General features: G+C 61.8%; 12 protein-coding genes and 1 tRNA gene. 11 read left to right on the forward strand and 2 right to left on the reverse strand.

Going from position 1 to position 13,535, the window contains the following annotated elements; all coding sequences use genetic code 11:
• Positions 1 to 282: 282 nt before the first annotated feature.
• Entirely contained in the window at positions 283 to 1,794 is a 1,512-nt protein-coding gene (gene sinK / locus KY661_RS20490) for a hybrid histidine protein kinase/response regulator SinK (RefSeq protein WP_225411818.1), read from the forward strand.
• A gap of 93 nt (positions 1,795 to 1,887) precedes the next feature.
• Here sinK and groL read toward each other — a convergent pair whose 3' ends face one another.
• Both groL and KY661_RS20500 read right to left on the reverse strand, forming a co-directional pair.
• Positions 1,888 to 3,534, reverse strand: coding sequence for a chaperonin GroEL (groL, locus tag KY661_RS20495; protein ID WP_225411819.1), 1,647 nt, complete (start codon positions 3,532 to 3,534; stop codon positions 1,888 to 1,890).
• Between the two features lie 167 nt (positions 3,535 to 3,701).
• The gene (locus tag KY661_RS20500) at positions 3,702 to 4,058 is read right to left on the reverse strand and encodes a response regulator (RefSeq protein WP_083423146.1); all 357 of its coding nucleotides are present in this window, start codon (positions 4,056 to 4,058) and stop codon (positions 3,702 to 3,704) included.
• A gap of 101 nt (positions 4,059 to 4,159) precedes the next feature.
• Here KY661_RS20500 and KY661_RS20505 point away from each other — a divergent pair, with 101 nt between their 5' ends.
• From KY661_RS20505 to KY661_RS20550, 10 genes are all read left to right on the forward strand, one after another.
• Positions 4,160 to 5,233, forward strand: a complete 1,074-nt coding sequence (locus KY661_RS20505) for a metallopeptidase family protein (RefSeq protein ID WP_225411820.1) — start codon at positions 4,160 to 4,162, stop codon at positions 5,231 to 5,233.
• 52 nt (positions 5,234 to 5,285) lie between these two features.
• Positions 5,286 to 5,384 (forward strand) — tRNA-Sec (locus KY661_RS20510).
• A 110-nt stretch (positions 5,385 to 5,494) separates the two neighbouring features.
• On the forward strand, positions 5,495 to 6,664 hold the full coding sequence (locus KY661_RS20515; RefSeq protein WP_225411821.1) for a tyrosine-type recombinase/integrase: 1,170 nt from the start codon (positions 5,495 to 5,497) through the stop codon (positions 6,662 to 6,664).
• 80 nt (positions 6,665 to 6,744) lie between these two features.
• Positions 6,745 to 8,157: a serine/threonine protein kinase gene (locus tag KY661_RS20520; RefSeq protein WP_225411822.1), complete on the forward strand. Its 1,413-nt coding sequence runs from the start codon at positions 6,745 to 6,747 to the stop codon at positions 8,155 to 8,157.
• Positions 8,158 to 8,260: 103 nt separating this feature from the next.
• A complete protein-coding gene (locus KY661_RS20525; RefSeq protein ID WP_225411823.1) occupies positions 8,261 to 8,725 on the forward strand; it encodes a hypothetical protein in 465 nt (154 codons plus the stop codon).
• A 147-nt stretch (positions 8,726 to 8,872) separates the two neighbouring features.
• Positions 8,873 to 9,616, forward strand: coding sequence for a DUF2381 family protein (locus tag KY661_RS20530; protein WP_225411824.1), 744 nt, complete (start codon positions 8,873 to 8,875; stop codon positions 9,614 to 9,616).
• 385 nt (positions 9,617 to 10,001) lie between these two features.
• Positions 10,002 to 10,580, forward strand: a complete 579-nt coding sequence (locus KY661_RS20535; protein WP_225411825.1) for a hypothetical protein — start codon at positions 10,002 to 10,004, stop codon at positions 10,578 to 10,580.
• A 152-nt stretch (positions 10,581 to 10,732) separates the two neighbouring features.
• Positions 10,733 to 11,587, forward strand: coding sequence for a hypothetical protein (locus KY661_RS20540; protein ID WP_225411826.1), 855 nt, complete (start codon positions 10,733 to 10,735; stop codon positions 11,585 to 11,587).
• A gap of 12 nt (positions 11,588 to 11,599) precedes the next feature.
• Positions 11,600 to 12,808, forward strand: a complete 1,209-nt coding sequence (locus KY661_RS20545) for an ISAzo13 family transposase (protein ID WP_225411827.1) — start codon at positions 11,600 to 11,602, stop codon at positions 12,806 to 12,808.
• Positions 12,774 to 13,445: a hypothetical protein gene (locus KY661_RS20550; protein WP_225411828.1), complete on the forward strand. Its 672-nt coding sequence runs from the start codon at positions 12,774 to 12,776 to the stop codon at positions 13,443 to 13,445. The genes KY661_RS20545 and KY661_RS20550 overlap by 35 nt, the downstream gene beginning before the upstream one ends.
• Positions 13,446 to 13,535: the final 90 nt, after the last annotated feature.

Here is a 13,535-nt window from a genome sequence, read left to right on the forward strand (position 1 = left end):
CTCGCTCCCCGTGGAGGAGCCAGGCGCCGAGCCGTCCGCCCGACGCCCCTGGCTCGTTAGCTCAACACACTCCTAGCGGCCCCCGGAGCCCTCCCTCCCACGGCCCCCACCGTCTCGTGAGGCCGCCTGGGGTGACAGGGCGGTATTTTTCCGAAGCCTCGCGGATGCGGGGGGGCTGATCCACAAGGGCCCCCCAGTGGGCCTTGGCCTCCTCAAAGGGGGCAACGGAATCCTTCGGCGGTGCGTTGCACACTGACACAGGGTCCGCCATGCTCCGGGGGCATGGAGACTCCCGCCCCGCTCGTCCACCTCCTGCAAGCCCTGGAGGTCGGGGACCTGTCGGCCGCGAGGGCCGCCGCGGCGGCCCTTCAACGTTCTGATCCCGGTACGAGCCAGCTCGCCGCCGAGGTGTTCCACGAGCTGCGCCAGCCGCTGCTCGGCGTGAAGGCCTACGCCCAGTTGCTCGCGGAAGAGAACGGCCCCATGGGTCCGCTGAAGCTGCTGCTCGCGCAGGTGGAGCGCATGGAGCAGATCATCTCTGACTTCGTGCGCCTGTCGAGCGACCGCCCCGCCCCCCAGCAGCGCATGGTGCTCGCGAGCGCCATCTGGGCCGCCGCCAAGCTCTTCACCCTCAACCCGGACTCGGCCCGCATCTCGCTGGAGGTGGACGCCCCGGAGAACATCGCCGTGCAGGGCAATGCCCGGCTCCTGGAGCAGCTCACCCTCAACCTGCTCAACAACGCCCGGGACGCCATGTCCGGCCGCGGGCGCGTGAAGGTGCTCGTCACCCAGGAGGGCCCCGCGCCCATCCTGTACGTGGCGGACTGGGGCCCCGGCATCCCCCCGGACATGCGCGAGCGCATCTTCGAGCCCTACGTCTCCAACAGCAAACGCGGCACCGGCCTGGGCCTGGCCGTGTGCAAGCGCATTGCCCAGGAGCACCGCGCGACGATCAACATCGCCCCGCCGAACGTCCTGCCGGATCAGCCCCCACCGGCCACCGTGTTCCGGATCGCCTTCCCCGCCACCGCCGAGACCGCCCCCAGCACGCGCAAGCGGCTGCTCATCGTGGACGACGAGACCATCATCCGCATGGTCTTCCGGGACTTGATGGGCAAGGAGTGCGAGGTGCTGGAGGCCTCCACCGCCGAGGAGGGCCTCTCCCTCCTCAAGCAGACGCCGGTGGACCTCATCGTCACCGACAAGAACCTGCCCGGCATCTCCGGGCTGGCCCTGGCCCAGCAGGCCCGCACCCTGTGCCCCGGCGCCCGCGTCATCCTGATGACGGGCTACCCGTCGCTGGGTACCACGCAGGAGGCGCTGGAGCTGGGGGTGATGGACTACCTGCTCAAGCCCTTCGACGACATCCGCCAGGTGCGCGCCCTGCTCCGCTCCGCGCTCTCGGCGGCGCCGGTGCCGCCCCGCGCCGTCAGCGCCCGGCGCGTGGACGTCATCGACGACAACCCCACCTCCACGCGCACCATCACCGAGGCGCTGGCCCGCATGGGGCTGGAGGCGCGCGTCATCCAGACGACCGAGATCGTTGCGCTGGATGCGCCGCTCGCCGTAGTGGTGAGCTGGGACTTCACCCCCGCGAGCGGCCGCAAGGCGCTGGAGCTGGGCAAGGCGCTCGCCCAGGGGGCGCCCTTCGTGGTGATGGTCGAGCACCTCACCATGGAGACGACGCTGGACTCACTCCGGGCGGGCGCCGTCGGGTGCCTGCCCCGGCTCCTCTTCGATCCGCCCGCGCTCAGCCGCGAGCTGTCGCGCGCCCTGAAGATGGGCCCCGCCTGAAACACCACGGCCCCGGCCCCTCTCGCGAGGTGAACCGGGGCCGCGTGTGACCGGGACCGCCGGAGTGACCGGCCGTCCCGTAGGCCCGAGGGCCTAGTAGTCCATGTCGTCGCCGCCGTAGTCCGGCATGCCACCGGCGCCGGCGCCGCCGCCCTTGGCCTTCTTCTTCGGGCGCTCGGCCACCATGGCCTCGGTGGTCAGCAGCAGCGAGGCGACGGAGGCCGCGTTCTGCAGCGCGGTGCGCTCCACCTTGGTCGGGTCGATGACGCCAGCCTTCTCCAGGTCCTCGTACACCTCGGTGCGGGCGTTGAAGCCGAACGCGCCGGTGCCGTCCTTGACCTTGTTGATGACCACGGCTCCCTCGAGGCCCGCGTTGCTGGAGATCTTCCGCAGGGGCTCGGTCAGCGCCTTCTTGATGATCTCCACGCCGAAGTCCAGCTCGCCGCCCAGCTTCAGCTTCTCCAGGGCGGGCAGGCAGCGCAGGTAGGCCACACCGCCGCCGGGGACGATGCCCTCCTCCACCGCCGCGCGGGTCGCGTGCAGCGCGTCCTCCACGCGGGCCTTCTTCTCCTTCATCTCGGTCTCGGTGGCCGCGCCCACGTTGATGACGGCCACGCCGCCCACGAGCTTCGCCATCCGCTCCTGGAGCTTCTCGCGGTCGTAGTCGCTGGTGGAGGTCTCGATCTGCGCGCGGATGAGCTTGATGCGGCCTTCGATCTCACCCTTCTTGCCGGCGCCGTCCACCACGGTGGTGTTGTCCTTGTCCACCGTGATGCGCTTGGCGCGGCCCAGGTCGCTCAGCGACAGGGTCTCGTACTTGTGGCCCAGCTCCTCGCTGACCACCATGCCGCCCGTGAGGGTGGCGATGTCCTTGAGCAGCTCCTTGCGGCGGTCACCGAAGCCCGGGGCCTTCACCGCGCAGACGTTGAGCACGCCGCGGATCTTGTTGACCACCAGGGTGGCCAGCGCCTCGCCCTCGATTTCCTCGGCGATGATGAGCAGCGGCTTGCCCGAGCGCGCCACCTGCTCCAGCAGGGGAATCATGTCCTGCATCGACGAGACCTTCTTCTCGCTGATGAGGATGTAGGGGTCCTCCAGGACCGTCTCCATGCGCTCGCGGTTCGTCACGAAGTACGGGGAGACGTAGCCGCGGTCGAACTGCATGCCCTCCACCACGTCGAGGGTGGTCTCCAGGCCCTTGGCCTCCTCGACGGTAATGACGCCCTCCTTGCCGACCTTCTCCATCGCGTCCGCGATGATGTGGCCGATGGTCTCATCCCCGTTGGCGGAGATGGTGCCCACCTGGGCGATGGCCTTCTTGTCCGTGGTGGACTTGGAGAGCTTCTTCAGCTCCGCCACGACGGTCTCCACGGCCTTGTCGATGCCGCGCTTGAGGTCCATCGGGCTGTGGCCGGCGGCCACCAGCTTGAGGCCCTCCTCGTAGATGGCGCGGGCGAGCACCGTGGCGGTGGTGGTGCCGTCGCCGGCCTTGTCGGAGGTCTTCGAGGCCACCTCCTTCACCATCTGCGCGCCCATGTTCTCGAACTTGTTCTCGAGATCGATCTCCTTGGCGACGGTGACGCCGTCCTTGGTGATGGTGGGCGAGCCAAAGCTCTTCTCGATGACCACGTTGCGGCCCTTGGGGCCGAGCGTGACAGCCACCGCGTCGGACAGGATCCGCACGCCGCGCAAAATGGCCTCACGAGCGGACTGGTGGAAGAAAATTTCCTTCGGTGCCATCGCAACCTCCTGGAATGATTGGAAAAGGGAACTCGCTGGCCGTTAGCACTCGGCCATGACGAGCGCCAAAATAAGGAGCCAGCCGGGGTTGTCAACACGGAAGGTGATGCATGTCTTCGCGCGGACGGCCGAATGCCCTCCGGAAAGCCTCGGCGGGGGCCGCAGGGCTACTCGGCGAAACGCACCAGGTTCAGCAGCTGCCCCATGTCCACCGGCTTCTGGAGGGTCAGCGCCACCCCTTTGCGCAGGCTCTTGTCGGTGACGGAGCCATCCACCACGGCGGTCATGAGCAGGACCGGAATAGACCGGAAGCGCGGGTCCGCCTTCACGATCTCGGTGAAGTGGATGCCGTCCAGGTGGGGCATGAGGTAGTCGGTGATGACCATTCCCACGGGGTGCCGCTCCATGACATCGAGCGCCTGCAGGGCGTCCGACGCGGAGTGAACGGTGTAGCCATGCCGCTCGAGGTAGTACGAGAGGCTGGTACACAGCGAGGAATCATCATCGATGACGAGAATGTGCACGGGACCGGCGGTGTGGGGTGGGTGCGGCAGTGAGGCAGGAAAGTAACCATCGCTGCGTGCGTTGACAACGCACCGGGGGCCTCCCATATGTGCCATTTCATATGGTGAAGCGGACGGAGAAGCGCGCGGAGCCGGAGGGCGTGAAGGAGCGGTTGAAGGCGGTGGAGGCGGCGTTCGAGGCGGAGGAGTTCGAGCGGGCGCTGGCGCAGGTGAACACCCTGCTGGAAGCGGCGCCGAAGCTACCCGAGGCCCTGCACTACCGGGCCGCAGCGCTGGTGGAACTCGGACACTTCGAGGAGGCCGTGCGGGCCTACCGCCAGGCCGTGAAGAGCCATCCCGAGGACCTGGAGTTCCTCCTGGGCGCCGCAGACTTCCTCATCTGCCGCATGGGCGAGGACCGGGAGGCGGTGGAGGAAGGTCTGGAGCTGTGTGCCCGGGGGCGCAAGCTTGCGCACCGCAGGGACGACGTGGAGGGGGTGTACGAGTTCCTGCTCCTGGAGGGGATGGGGCTGAACCAGCTCGGCGAGTGCACGCGGGCGCTCGTCAGCCTGGACGCGGCGCTCGTGCACGTGCCCCGGTCGGTGGATGCGCACGTGGAGCGGGGCATCTCGCTGTTCGAGCTGTGCCAGTTCGAGGAGGCGCGCATGGCCTTCGAGGAGGTGCTGGAGGACGCGCCGGAGGAGGCCTGGGCGCACCACTACCTGGGGCTGATCGCGGAGCGGCGCGGGGATATGCGGGAATCGCGCAAGCGCTTCGCGAAGGCGCAGGCGCTGCTGCCGCAGGAGTTCCCGCCGCCGGTGGCGCTGGCGGAGGAGGAGTTCGACCAAGCGCTGGAGGCGGCGGTGAAAGCCCTGCCCGAGCACGTGAAGGGCTACCTGGACAACGTCACCATCTCGGTGGAGGACCTGCCGTCGAACGATGACCTGCTGGCGCAGTCCCCTCCCCTGTCGCCGTCCATCCTGGGGGTGTTCCGCGGGACGCCGGTGGGCGAGCGCAGCGTGACGAACGCGTATGACCACTTCCCCGCCGCCATCGTGCTGTACCAGAAGAACCTGGAGCGCTTCGCCCGGACGCGCGAGGAGCTCATCGAGCAGATCGGCATCACCGTGATGCACGAGGTCGGCCACCTGGTGGGGCTGGATGAGGACGACCTGTGGGAACGCGGATTGGACTGAGAGGGCCGGACGGCGTTGACGCAGCGGGAAGGCCCCGGCACTAATCGCGCATGGTAGGGCCTCCGGATCTGGTGGCCGGCCCGGTCTTCAAAACCGGTGAGGGGCTGCGAGAGCAGTCCCTGGCGAGTTCGATTCCCGTGCCCTACCGCCATGTTTTCCTTGGGTTTTTCTGACGCGGCCCCGCTCAGGTTGCGGGACACCCTGCCCTCCTGTACCTCTCGTACCCAAGTTCTACCCAAATGAGGGGGTACGGGGCCGCGTATGCCGAAGTGGAGCGGGAAGTGGATCGGGGGCCGCACGTACACGGCCACCGACGGAAGCACGCGCTGGATCATCCGCAAGACCGTCGCCGGGGTCGCGCACAACGTCACGCTGGACGTGCGGAGCGAGGCCGAGGCACTGGCCGAGCTGGCGGCCTTCCGCCGCAACCCGGCCGCGTACCGGACCGCGAGCCAGGAGCGCCAGGACGAGGCCCAGCAGGCCCAGGAGGACGCCGCGCAGGCGGTATTCCTGGACGAGGATCGCGCCCGGCGGTTCCTCCAGCACCTGAAGGCCAGTGGCAGGTCCGACGAGTACCTGAAGAGCACGCGCAGCTACCTGGCCGCGTGGGCAACGGCGCTCGCGGACAAGGACCTGCGCGCGGTGACCGGACCGGCGTTGAAGAAGATCCTGGCCGCGTGGGACACCGGCAAGAAGTGGAGGATCATCGTCTTCAAATCCTTCACCTCGTTCCTTCAGGACGCGGGCGAGCTGGACCCGATGGTGAACCCGGGGCGCTTCCTGAAGGTTCCCCCTGCCCGCCGGAACCATGAACTCAAGGGATACAGCATCGAGCACGTCCAGAAGCTCTACGCAGCCCTCGGCTCGCAGGCGATCCGCGATGTGCTGTGCCTCCAGGCCAAGACCGGGATGCACGGCACCGAGGTGGACCGGCTCGCGAGCGGTGACGGTAAGATCGCGGTGCTGAAGGACCAGGGCGAGATCGCCGCCACCGTCACGTTCAAGCACAAGACCGGAAAGCGGTTCACCGTGTCGCTCGATGCGCAGGGGCTCGCCGCTGCCCAGCGTCTTCAGGCCCGGGGCTCAGCGCCGGATCGACAGACCATCCGCGAGGCCGTGGAGCGAGTGTGCGCCCGTACGGGCTTGGAGTTCGTCCACTTCGGCGCGATCCGGCACAGCTTCGCAACGTGGCTGGTAGAGCGGGGCAGCACCTACAACCCGAAGGGTGGTGGCTTGCCGCTGGAGGCCGTCGCTCAAGCGCTCAACCATAGCAGCACCCGGACTACGGCCCTCCACTATGTCAGCGCTACGATGCCGCCGATGTACGTCGTACCCATCCGACTAGAGCACCAAGCGGATCCTGCGATGCTGCATGCCTGCTATGCCCAGCGTCCCCCAAGTCATACAAACTCAGCCGAGCCCTTTGCATAAAGCAGCGCCAAGCAACAACAAGGCGGATTGCTTAAACAACAAGTCAAAGCCATCCCTTAGAACGCAAACAGGAGATAACCGTGCGAGGTCGAATTCTCAAGGGCCACCGAGGCCAATACGTCATCAAGACGCAGATTGGAGAAGGCGGCGTTGGAACGGTTTTCAAGGCCCAATCCATCGAGACAGGGCAGGACTGCGCTGTTAAGGTTTTGCACTCGAAACGATTCGAACTGACGGATGCACAGAAGCGCCGTTTCGAACAAGAAATCGAAGCAACATGCCAGGGGGTCAAGAGTCCGTATATCGTCGCAGGCATCGACTTCGGATCCAGTGAAGGCACTCCGTTTCTAGTAATGGAGTGGATGCCTGGAGGTACGCTGCTAGATCTAATCGCAAGCGACAAGCCCATCAATCAACCACAGGCAATCGCATTCATCACTCAGCTTCTCAAGGGCTATCGCGATCTACGGCAGCACGGATACATACACCGAGACATCAAACCCAACAATGTGCTCCTGACGGAAGACCAACGCCTTAAGCTCTCTGATCTGGGAGTAGCAAAGAGTCCCACCTCGACCGTCTACTTGACGGGCACCGGCACACAAATTGGCTCGCTCCTGTACATATCCGAGCGCCAACGAACCGATCCCGAAAAAGCAAGCCCCCAAGACGACTTCTACGCACTATGCCTCGTAATGTATGAACTCGCCACCCGACGACGAATTCATATAAGCAACCCTCGCCTCGCTTATCTCCAGCCTTCAACGATTCCAGGACCGCTGGCGCTTCTGATTGATAAGGGAATGCAGGACACCTCCGACTGGCAGACGGCTTTCGAAGCGATGTGCCACTATCTTGATCTTGAGCGGGAGTGCATTCAAGACAATTACGAGGGATCGCTACTTGTCCCGCATAGACTGATTGAGCGCAGGAGACAAGCTGTCACAAAAAAACTATTCACGCTATGCCAAAACATGGATCTACTACACGAGGATGCCACCGAAGCCGACTGGGTTGCGGATGAACCCCACATAATAAACGACGTGGTTCGCATCATCACTGATGCATACGAAGAGTGCGCAAGCGAATTCGAGGACGCAGGTGTCTACGTGACATTAACCCGCGCAGAACACACCTTGTTGACATTTAGCGCTGGATTTGACGAAACGACCCAGGCAGCAATGGAAGAGCTAGACATCTACGACAAGATCTTCGACGGCAGATTTTATGGCTGGCTGTCGCTCCATGAGCGTGAAGATGGCGCTGTTTTTCTGAGCGGAATTGGTTCAAAGCGTTTGGACGCCGACGAATCCCACATGCCACCAGATGCCTTCAGCCGAGCATTCGATGTTCTGAGTGACGAGAATATAGCCTTTTTGCGGTCTGTCGGTCGCGCATTGGCAGTAGGCGTTGCGCTTGGAGCCCTAAATTGGCTCGACCAGCACCTTGACTGGTACGCCGAAGAGCAAAAAGGCGAGCCTGATGATGATTGAAGTATCTGGGGCACTCCACCGACACCGCCCACGATCAAGACGACTCATTCATCTACGCCACACACTCACAATCGTCATAAGAACTTTAATTCAAGAGGATATCGTGAGCCACAAAAAATCCGATAAGCTCAGCACCATACCGCAGCTAATACGCGTCCAAATCCAACGTCTGCCGAACGAACTTCGGACAGCAATGCAAGTTGCAGACCTCGCCATAAGCGGGGGGCTGTGTGACAGCAATAGTTTGAAATTGGTTCGTCTGGCAGGAGAGAAATTTCCCGAGCGCTCATGCTTACTGGTGGTGGGCTTCGCATTCCCGCCAACGATCGAACCATCGGGCAATAAAGTTCAGAAGCCCAGTCTGCCTCGCGAGCATGCATGGATCCGCTTCGACGGTCGTGACCACGATCCAACTTGGGAGCAGACGGGCTGGCCAGTGGAGACTCTGCGATACTACGAGGCACTCTCTCTCTCGCCCGCCGACCTCCCACGTCCACCTGCGCAAAACTCCGGTGGACTACCGCGCCTTCACCGCCTCGCCGAAGAGCTTGGAATTGATTTCTGCTAGCCCATCCATTCTCGGCACTTCCAGGCGCTACAGCGTGAGTCTGCGGATCGCGATTCCAATGTCGTGACTATCCTCGGATGTTTTACTTCTCTCCCTTGGGATCGCAGGCTTCGGCTGTCTTCTAGAATCACGTGAGCGCATGCCGTGATGCTGAGGAGCATCCTCCCGGATCAGAGCCTGGTTGAAGGCGCCGAGCGTTTCGCGCTCGTGGACATTGGGCGAAGCACTCTCCGGCTGGTGCCCTCGGATCAAGTCCTGCCCGGCGAGCGCCTGCGAGTGACGGTGCGGTTCCTGGACGGAGCAGCGCCGGTAGGCACGGCATTCATTCTCGTCGCGCACCCCGCTCAGGCGGAGCGCTTGGTCGAGGTGTGGCGAAACCAGCGCACAGTGGAGTCCTATCAACAGGAATCGAAAGAGGCCCGGGCGGAGGCCCAACGGTGCCATGAAGAGAACGAGCGTCTGCGTGCCGAGTATGAGGGACCGGGCGGTCTCGCTGGCCTCCTTGCGAACCGCGTGATCGGCAAGTCGGGCGTTTCGGTCAAGCCCCTCGACTTCGAGAAGGAGGTCCGCCAGCGCCCTGGAGACGCGATCAGGATTCTTCGCGCCTGGAGCTACCGCTCCGCCAACCGCGTGGCCGTGCTTATGGACTTGGATTACCCGGAAGCAGCGCAGCATTGGATGGCGCAGGGGGCATCGCTGGTGGGCAAGACGGGCGAGACGTTGAACATGCTGCCTGTATGGCAGGAGGCACCCGTTGCCAATGCCAGGATCAGGCGCCTCGTCGTGGAGGCGGAGGCGACACCGGACGAGGCCCGAGGCACGTTCGCCCTCAAGCTGTGGGAACGGGACGGTCTCCGCATGATCACCCTTCCCGGCGTGACGTTCCCGTAGGGATACCCGGTCCCCCATGCGCTCGACCATGCGCGACGGACGAAGCGCCGTTCAGAGTACTGTGTGGCAGAATGGCAGGATGCGGCCCACCATCCTTGCGGCGTTCATATTCGCGCAGTTGCAGCCTGATGCTGGCTTATCCGAAAGTCAGCGCGCACCGAATCCCTCGGTACCCAATCCATCTGCGCTCCCAACTTCTTCAGCCCCGACTCCAGCACCAGTACCCTCAGCCTCAACCCCGGCTCCAGATCAACCTACAGGCCAACAGCGCCTGCCCCCCGTAACTCTTCCTGCGTCTGCAACTCCGCAAGTCCCGCCCGGAGAAGCTCCGATCCCGTGGATACAGCTCTTGGGTTTACCCTTGATCGGTACGATTATTGGGTCCTTGGCGACATGGTACTTCAACGAGAGGGCTGCCAAGCGTCGCGAGCAATCTGCACGCGCAGAACGGCTCCTATTCGAGAACTTGGCAAAGCGGCATGCGGTATATGAGAAGCTCTACCAAGACGTGAGCGCGCTGGAGGATTACTACACGCCCTTCCAAGGAAACTTGAGCGAGTACGACGAGCAGAAGGAGCCCGCCGACTTTGCTCCCCTCAGTGCTCTCGACACTTTCAGATCCCAAGTAGGCGATGGGGCTCTTTGGCTTGATTCACTTACCCGAACTGAGTGCCAAAAGGTTGTAGACGCCGGTAGCATGGGCCTGACGCTCGCGCTGACGATCGCGAGCCGAAAGCATGAAGTAATGCGGCTCCTGCAAGAGGGAGCGTCTGAAGAAGCAGTATCCAATGCCCGCGACGACCTAAACGTATTCGCCTCCTCCGTCGCTGGGCACGTCGAGAAAGTGCTCTTGCAGATCTCCAGCCTCAAGACTGTCATGCGAGGAGCCCTTGGTCTCGATTCTCTAGACCAAGAGGTGGCCGTATTGAACGCGCGGTTGAATGTGGCGTCAAAGAAACCTTAAGGGATAAGTGTCGCCCAATGTGCCGCTCTTTCTCAGTGCACCATCAACTTGGCACTTCATCCCACATGAACATGAGTTTGGCCAGCACCTGAAGTCTCCGCCAAGAAAGAGCACGGCACCTTGTTTTCCAATAACAACACGAGGAATTGACTTTGAGTGAAGATCTCGACCAGTCCATGCCACTTGTCCTCCTAATCGGAGTCGAAAGCGAAGGGATTGTAAGTGCGCTCAAGACTGCTGGGCGTCAGTACAAAATAAAGAAACTCGACTCCGGCAGCGAGAACTGGGACTCCATTGTCGCATATCTTGACAGGTTCGATGTTCGCTGTGTTTTGGTCAAGTTGAATGGTCGAGTATACGATCTTTTGGTTCATCCCGACTATGAATCCGCAAGAGAGCGATTGCTGGACCGCCTTGCTCGATTGCCACACGCCATCTTCGTGTACGAGGAACTCCTGTTTGACTCTCCACCCAAGCAGCCAGAACTCCTTCAGCCAGAACTCCTTGAGGATGACGAAAGTGCTTATTTCTGGCTGAGCTTTCATCGGCCCAAGGAAGACGTTCGCAAGACTGCGAATACCCTACTGTCGAACCGTGGACTCAACGTTTTGCCATATAGGCGAAACGCAGAACTGACCGTGATGGCGGCCAAGTTCGTCGAGGATGCTGAGCACGGATTGATTTTCCGGCTTTACATCCCAACAGGACGTCTTTGGGCACATGAGATTGATCGGTTGCTCCAATTGTTCCGTGACTATTTGTCGCGCGTGGATCACCTGTCAGTCCGATTGGATCAGCGGCGAACAGGAAGCGGCACCGTGTTTGAGTTTTTTGCTGCGCCCGACGATCAAAAACTGCTTGTAAAAGGCAAGTCCACCTTGGACGTCCGGTTCCAAGAGTTTTCTGAGTTCTTGGATCTCTGTGCATCGGATGTGACACAAGCTGAGAACTTACTAAGGGCTAAGGCGCTGGAAATAAATAAAGTTGCCAACTTCTGTGATTTGTAATCTGGCCTCTACATGCAGCGAGACCTGAAGTTGGAGGCGACCATCCGCACGAAGTATCAGGCGCTGGAAAGAGTACTGAATGAGCGGGCTCGCCGACTGTGGGCGGCAACAGAATCGAATTCAATAGGATACGGTGGCGACTCGGTGGTGGCGGGCGCGACGGGATTGGCGCGGGAGACGATCCGAGTAGGCCGCGAGGAGCTGAAGAGAGGCGAAGCGGGTACGGAGCATCAGCGGCGGCCGGGCGGTGGCCGCAAGGCGCTGGTGGTGAGGCAGGAGGGATGGGTTAAGGCACTTGAACGGCTGGTGTCGCCGACGACAAGAGGCGATCCCATGTCGCCCCTGCGGTGGACCTGCAAAAGTACCCGAACTCTGGCAACAGAGTTGGGGCGCGAAGGCTATCGGGTCAGCCATGTGAGTGTCGGCAAGAAGCTGCACGAACTGGGGTATAGCCTTCATGCGTTGCGCAAGAATCTCGAGGGCGCAGATCATCCAGAGCGCAACGGCCAATTCGAATACATCACTGCAAGGGTGGAGGACTTCCAGGCACGCAAGCAACCCGTCATCTCCGTGGACACCAAGAAGAAGGAGCTTGTCGGTCCCTTCAGGAATGCAGGGTGGGAGTGGCAGCCGAAGGGTCGGCCGGAAGAGGTCAATGTCCACGACTTTCCCGAAGAAGCCCTGGGCAAGGCGATCCCCTACGGCATCTTCGACATGAGTCGAAACGAGGCTTGGGTCAGTGTCGGGCGCGACCATGACACAGCGGCCTTTGCCGTTGCATCGATTGGCCAGTGGTGGAAGACAATGGGACGGCCAGCCTATCCCAGAGCGAGGGAACTGCTTATTACAGCCGACGCAGGGGGCAGCAACGGTTACCGGTCACGCGCTTGGAAAATCGAACTGCAAAGGTTCGCCGACGAGACGGGATTGCGAATCCATGTGTGCCACTTTCCACCAGGAACGAGCAAGTGGAACAAAATTGAGCATCGGCTCTTCTGCCACATCACCCAGAACTGGAGGGGCAAGCCACTGGCCAACTTTGAGACCGTGGTCAACCTCATTGGAAGAACGCGAACCACCAAAGGTCTGCGCGTCAAGGCGCGTCTGGACAAACGGCTATATCCGACGGGGGGCGAGATCTCGAAGGGAGAACTGAAGAGCTTGGCGCTACGGCAGGATGATTTTCATGGCGACTGGAACTATGTATTGGAGCCGCGATGAGGCTAATAAAGTTGGCAACTTTATTTATTTCCAGCGCCTTAAGCAGGTAGATCCTCAAGAAGTCGTTGCAATTGTTTCGCGATACTCCAAAGAACTCAAGAGGCTCCAGATTGATTTAAGGCATGACCGCGAGTTGAAGGTGCTGTCGATACGACAGCGCCTTGAGGCAGAATTGAGTGAGGTCCTTCCGATCAACACCACGTTGGATGACCTGAGTCGACTGGCTGACATGGCTGTGCCAAGCATTTCAGGAGTTGGCAGTGCTCTTTCTTCTGAGCCGCGACTCCTTCAGGTCAACGCCGCAGGCGGTTCTAATGTGACGATTAACTACAGCCCGCAGGCCATTGCGGCGGTGAATGCGGTTGTTGCCAGAGAGATCCATGGCGATGTGCATTTAAATGAAATGGACCGAAAATTGCTGGACTTGATAGAGATACACGCTAGCACAGACAAGCCTGCACTGACGTCGGCTGTTCGTGAGCTTGCTGACGCATCTACCCCTCAGGCTGACCGGCTCACAGCTGGGAAGCGGTTACTAAGGTTCGTTCTTCAGGTGGGCTCGAAGGCAGCAGACAAGATGGTCGACTTGGGTGTGGGTATATTGCAAACGTATCTGGAAAAGAAACTCGGGCTCTAATATTACATGGTCCCTTTCTCCTGCTCCCGAGCGGCTTTCTGCCTCGGGAGGCCCTTGGACACTGCAAGCCCCCTTACGGGGGCTCCCTCG

The organism is Allostigmatella hybrida (assembly GCF_020103775.1).
In the GTDB taxonomy this organism is placed as follows: Bacteria; Myxococcota; Myxococcia; order Myxococcales; family Myxococcaceae; genus Hyalangium; species Hyalangium aurantiaca.

What these genes read in the sequence shown, in the direction of transcription:
- sinK (WP_225411818.1), top strand. Translation starts at nt 283, where the DNA reads ATGGAGACTCCCGCCCCGCTCGTCCACCTCCTGCAAGCCCTGGAGGTC.
- groL (WP_225411819.1), bottom strand. Translation starts at nt 3,534, where the DNA reads ATGGCACCGAAGGAAATTTTCTTCCACCAGTCCGCTCGTGAGGCCATT.
- KY661_RS20505 (WP_225411820.1), top strand. Translation starts at nt 4,160, where the DNA reads ATGGTGAAGCGGACGGAGAAGCGCGCGGAGCCGGAGGGCGTGAAGGAG.
- KY661_RS20515 (WP_225411821.1), top strand. Translation starts at nt 5,495, where the DNA reads ATGCCGAAGTGGAGCGGGAAGTGGATCGGGGGCCGCACGTACACGGCC.
- KY661_RS20530 (WP_225411824.1), top strand. Translation starts at nt 8,873, where the DNA reads ATGCTGAGGAGCATCCTCCCGGATCAGAGCCTGGTTGAAGGCGCCGAG.
- KY661_RS20545 (WP_225411827.1), top strand. Translation starts at nt 11,600, where the DNA reads ATGCAGCGAGACCTGAAGTTGGAGGCGACCATCCGCACGAAGTATCAG.
- KY661_RS20550 (WP_225411828.1), top strand. Translation starts at nt 12,774, where the DNA reads ATGGCGACTGGAACTATGTATTGGAGCCGCGATGAGGCTAATAAAGTT.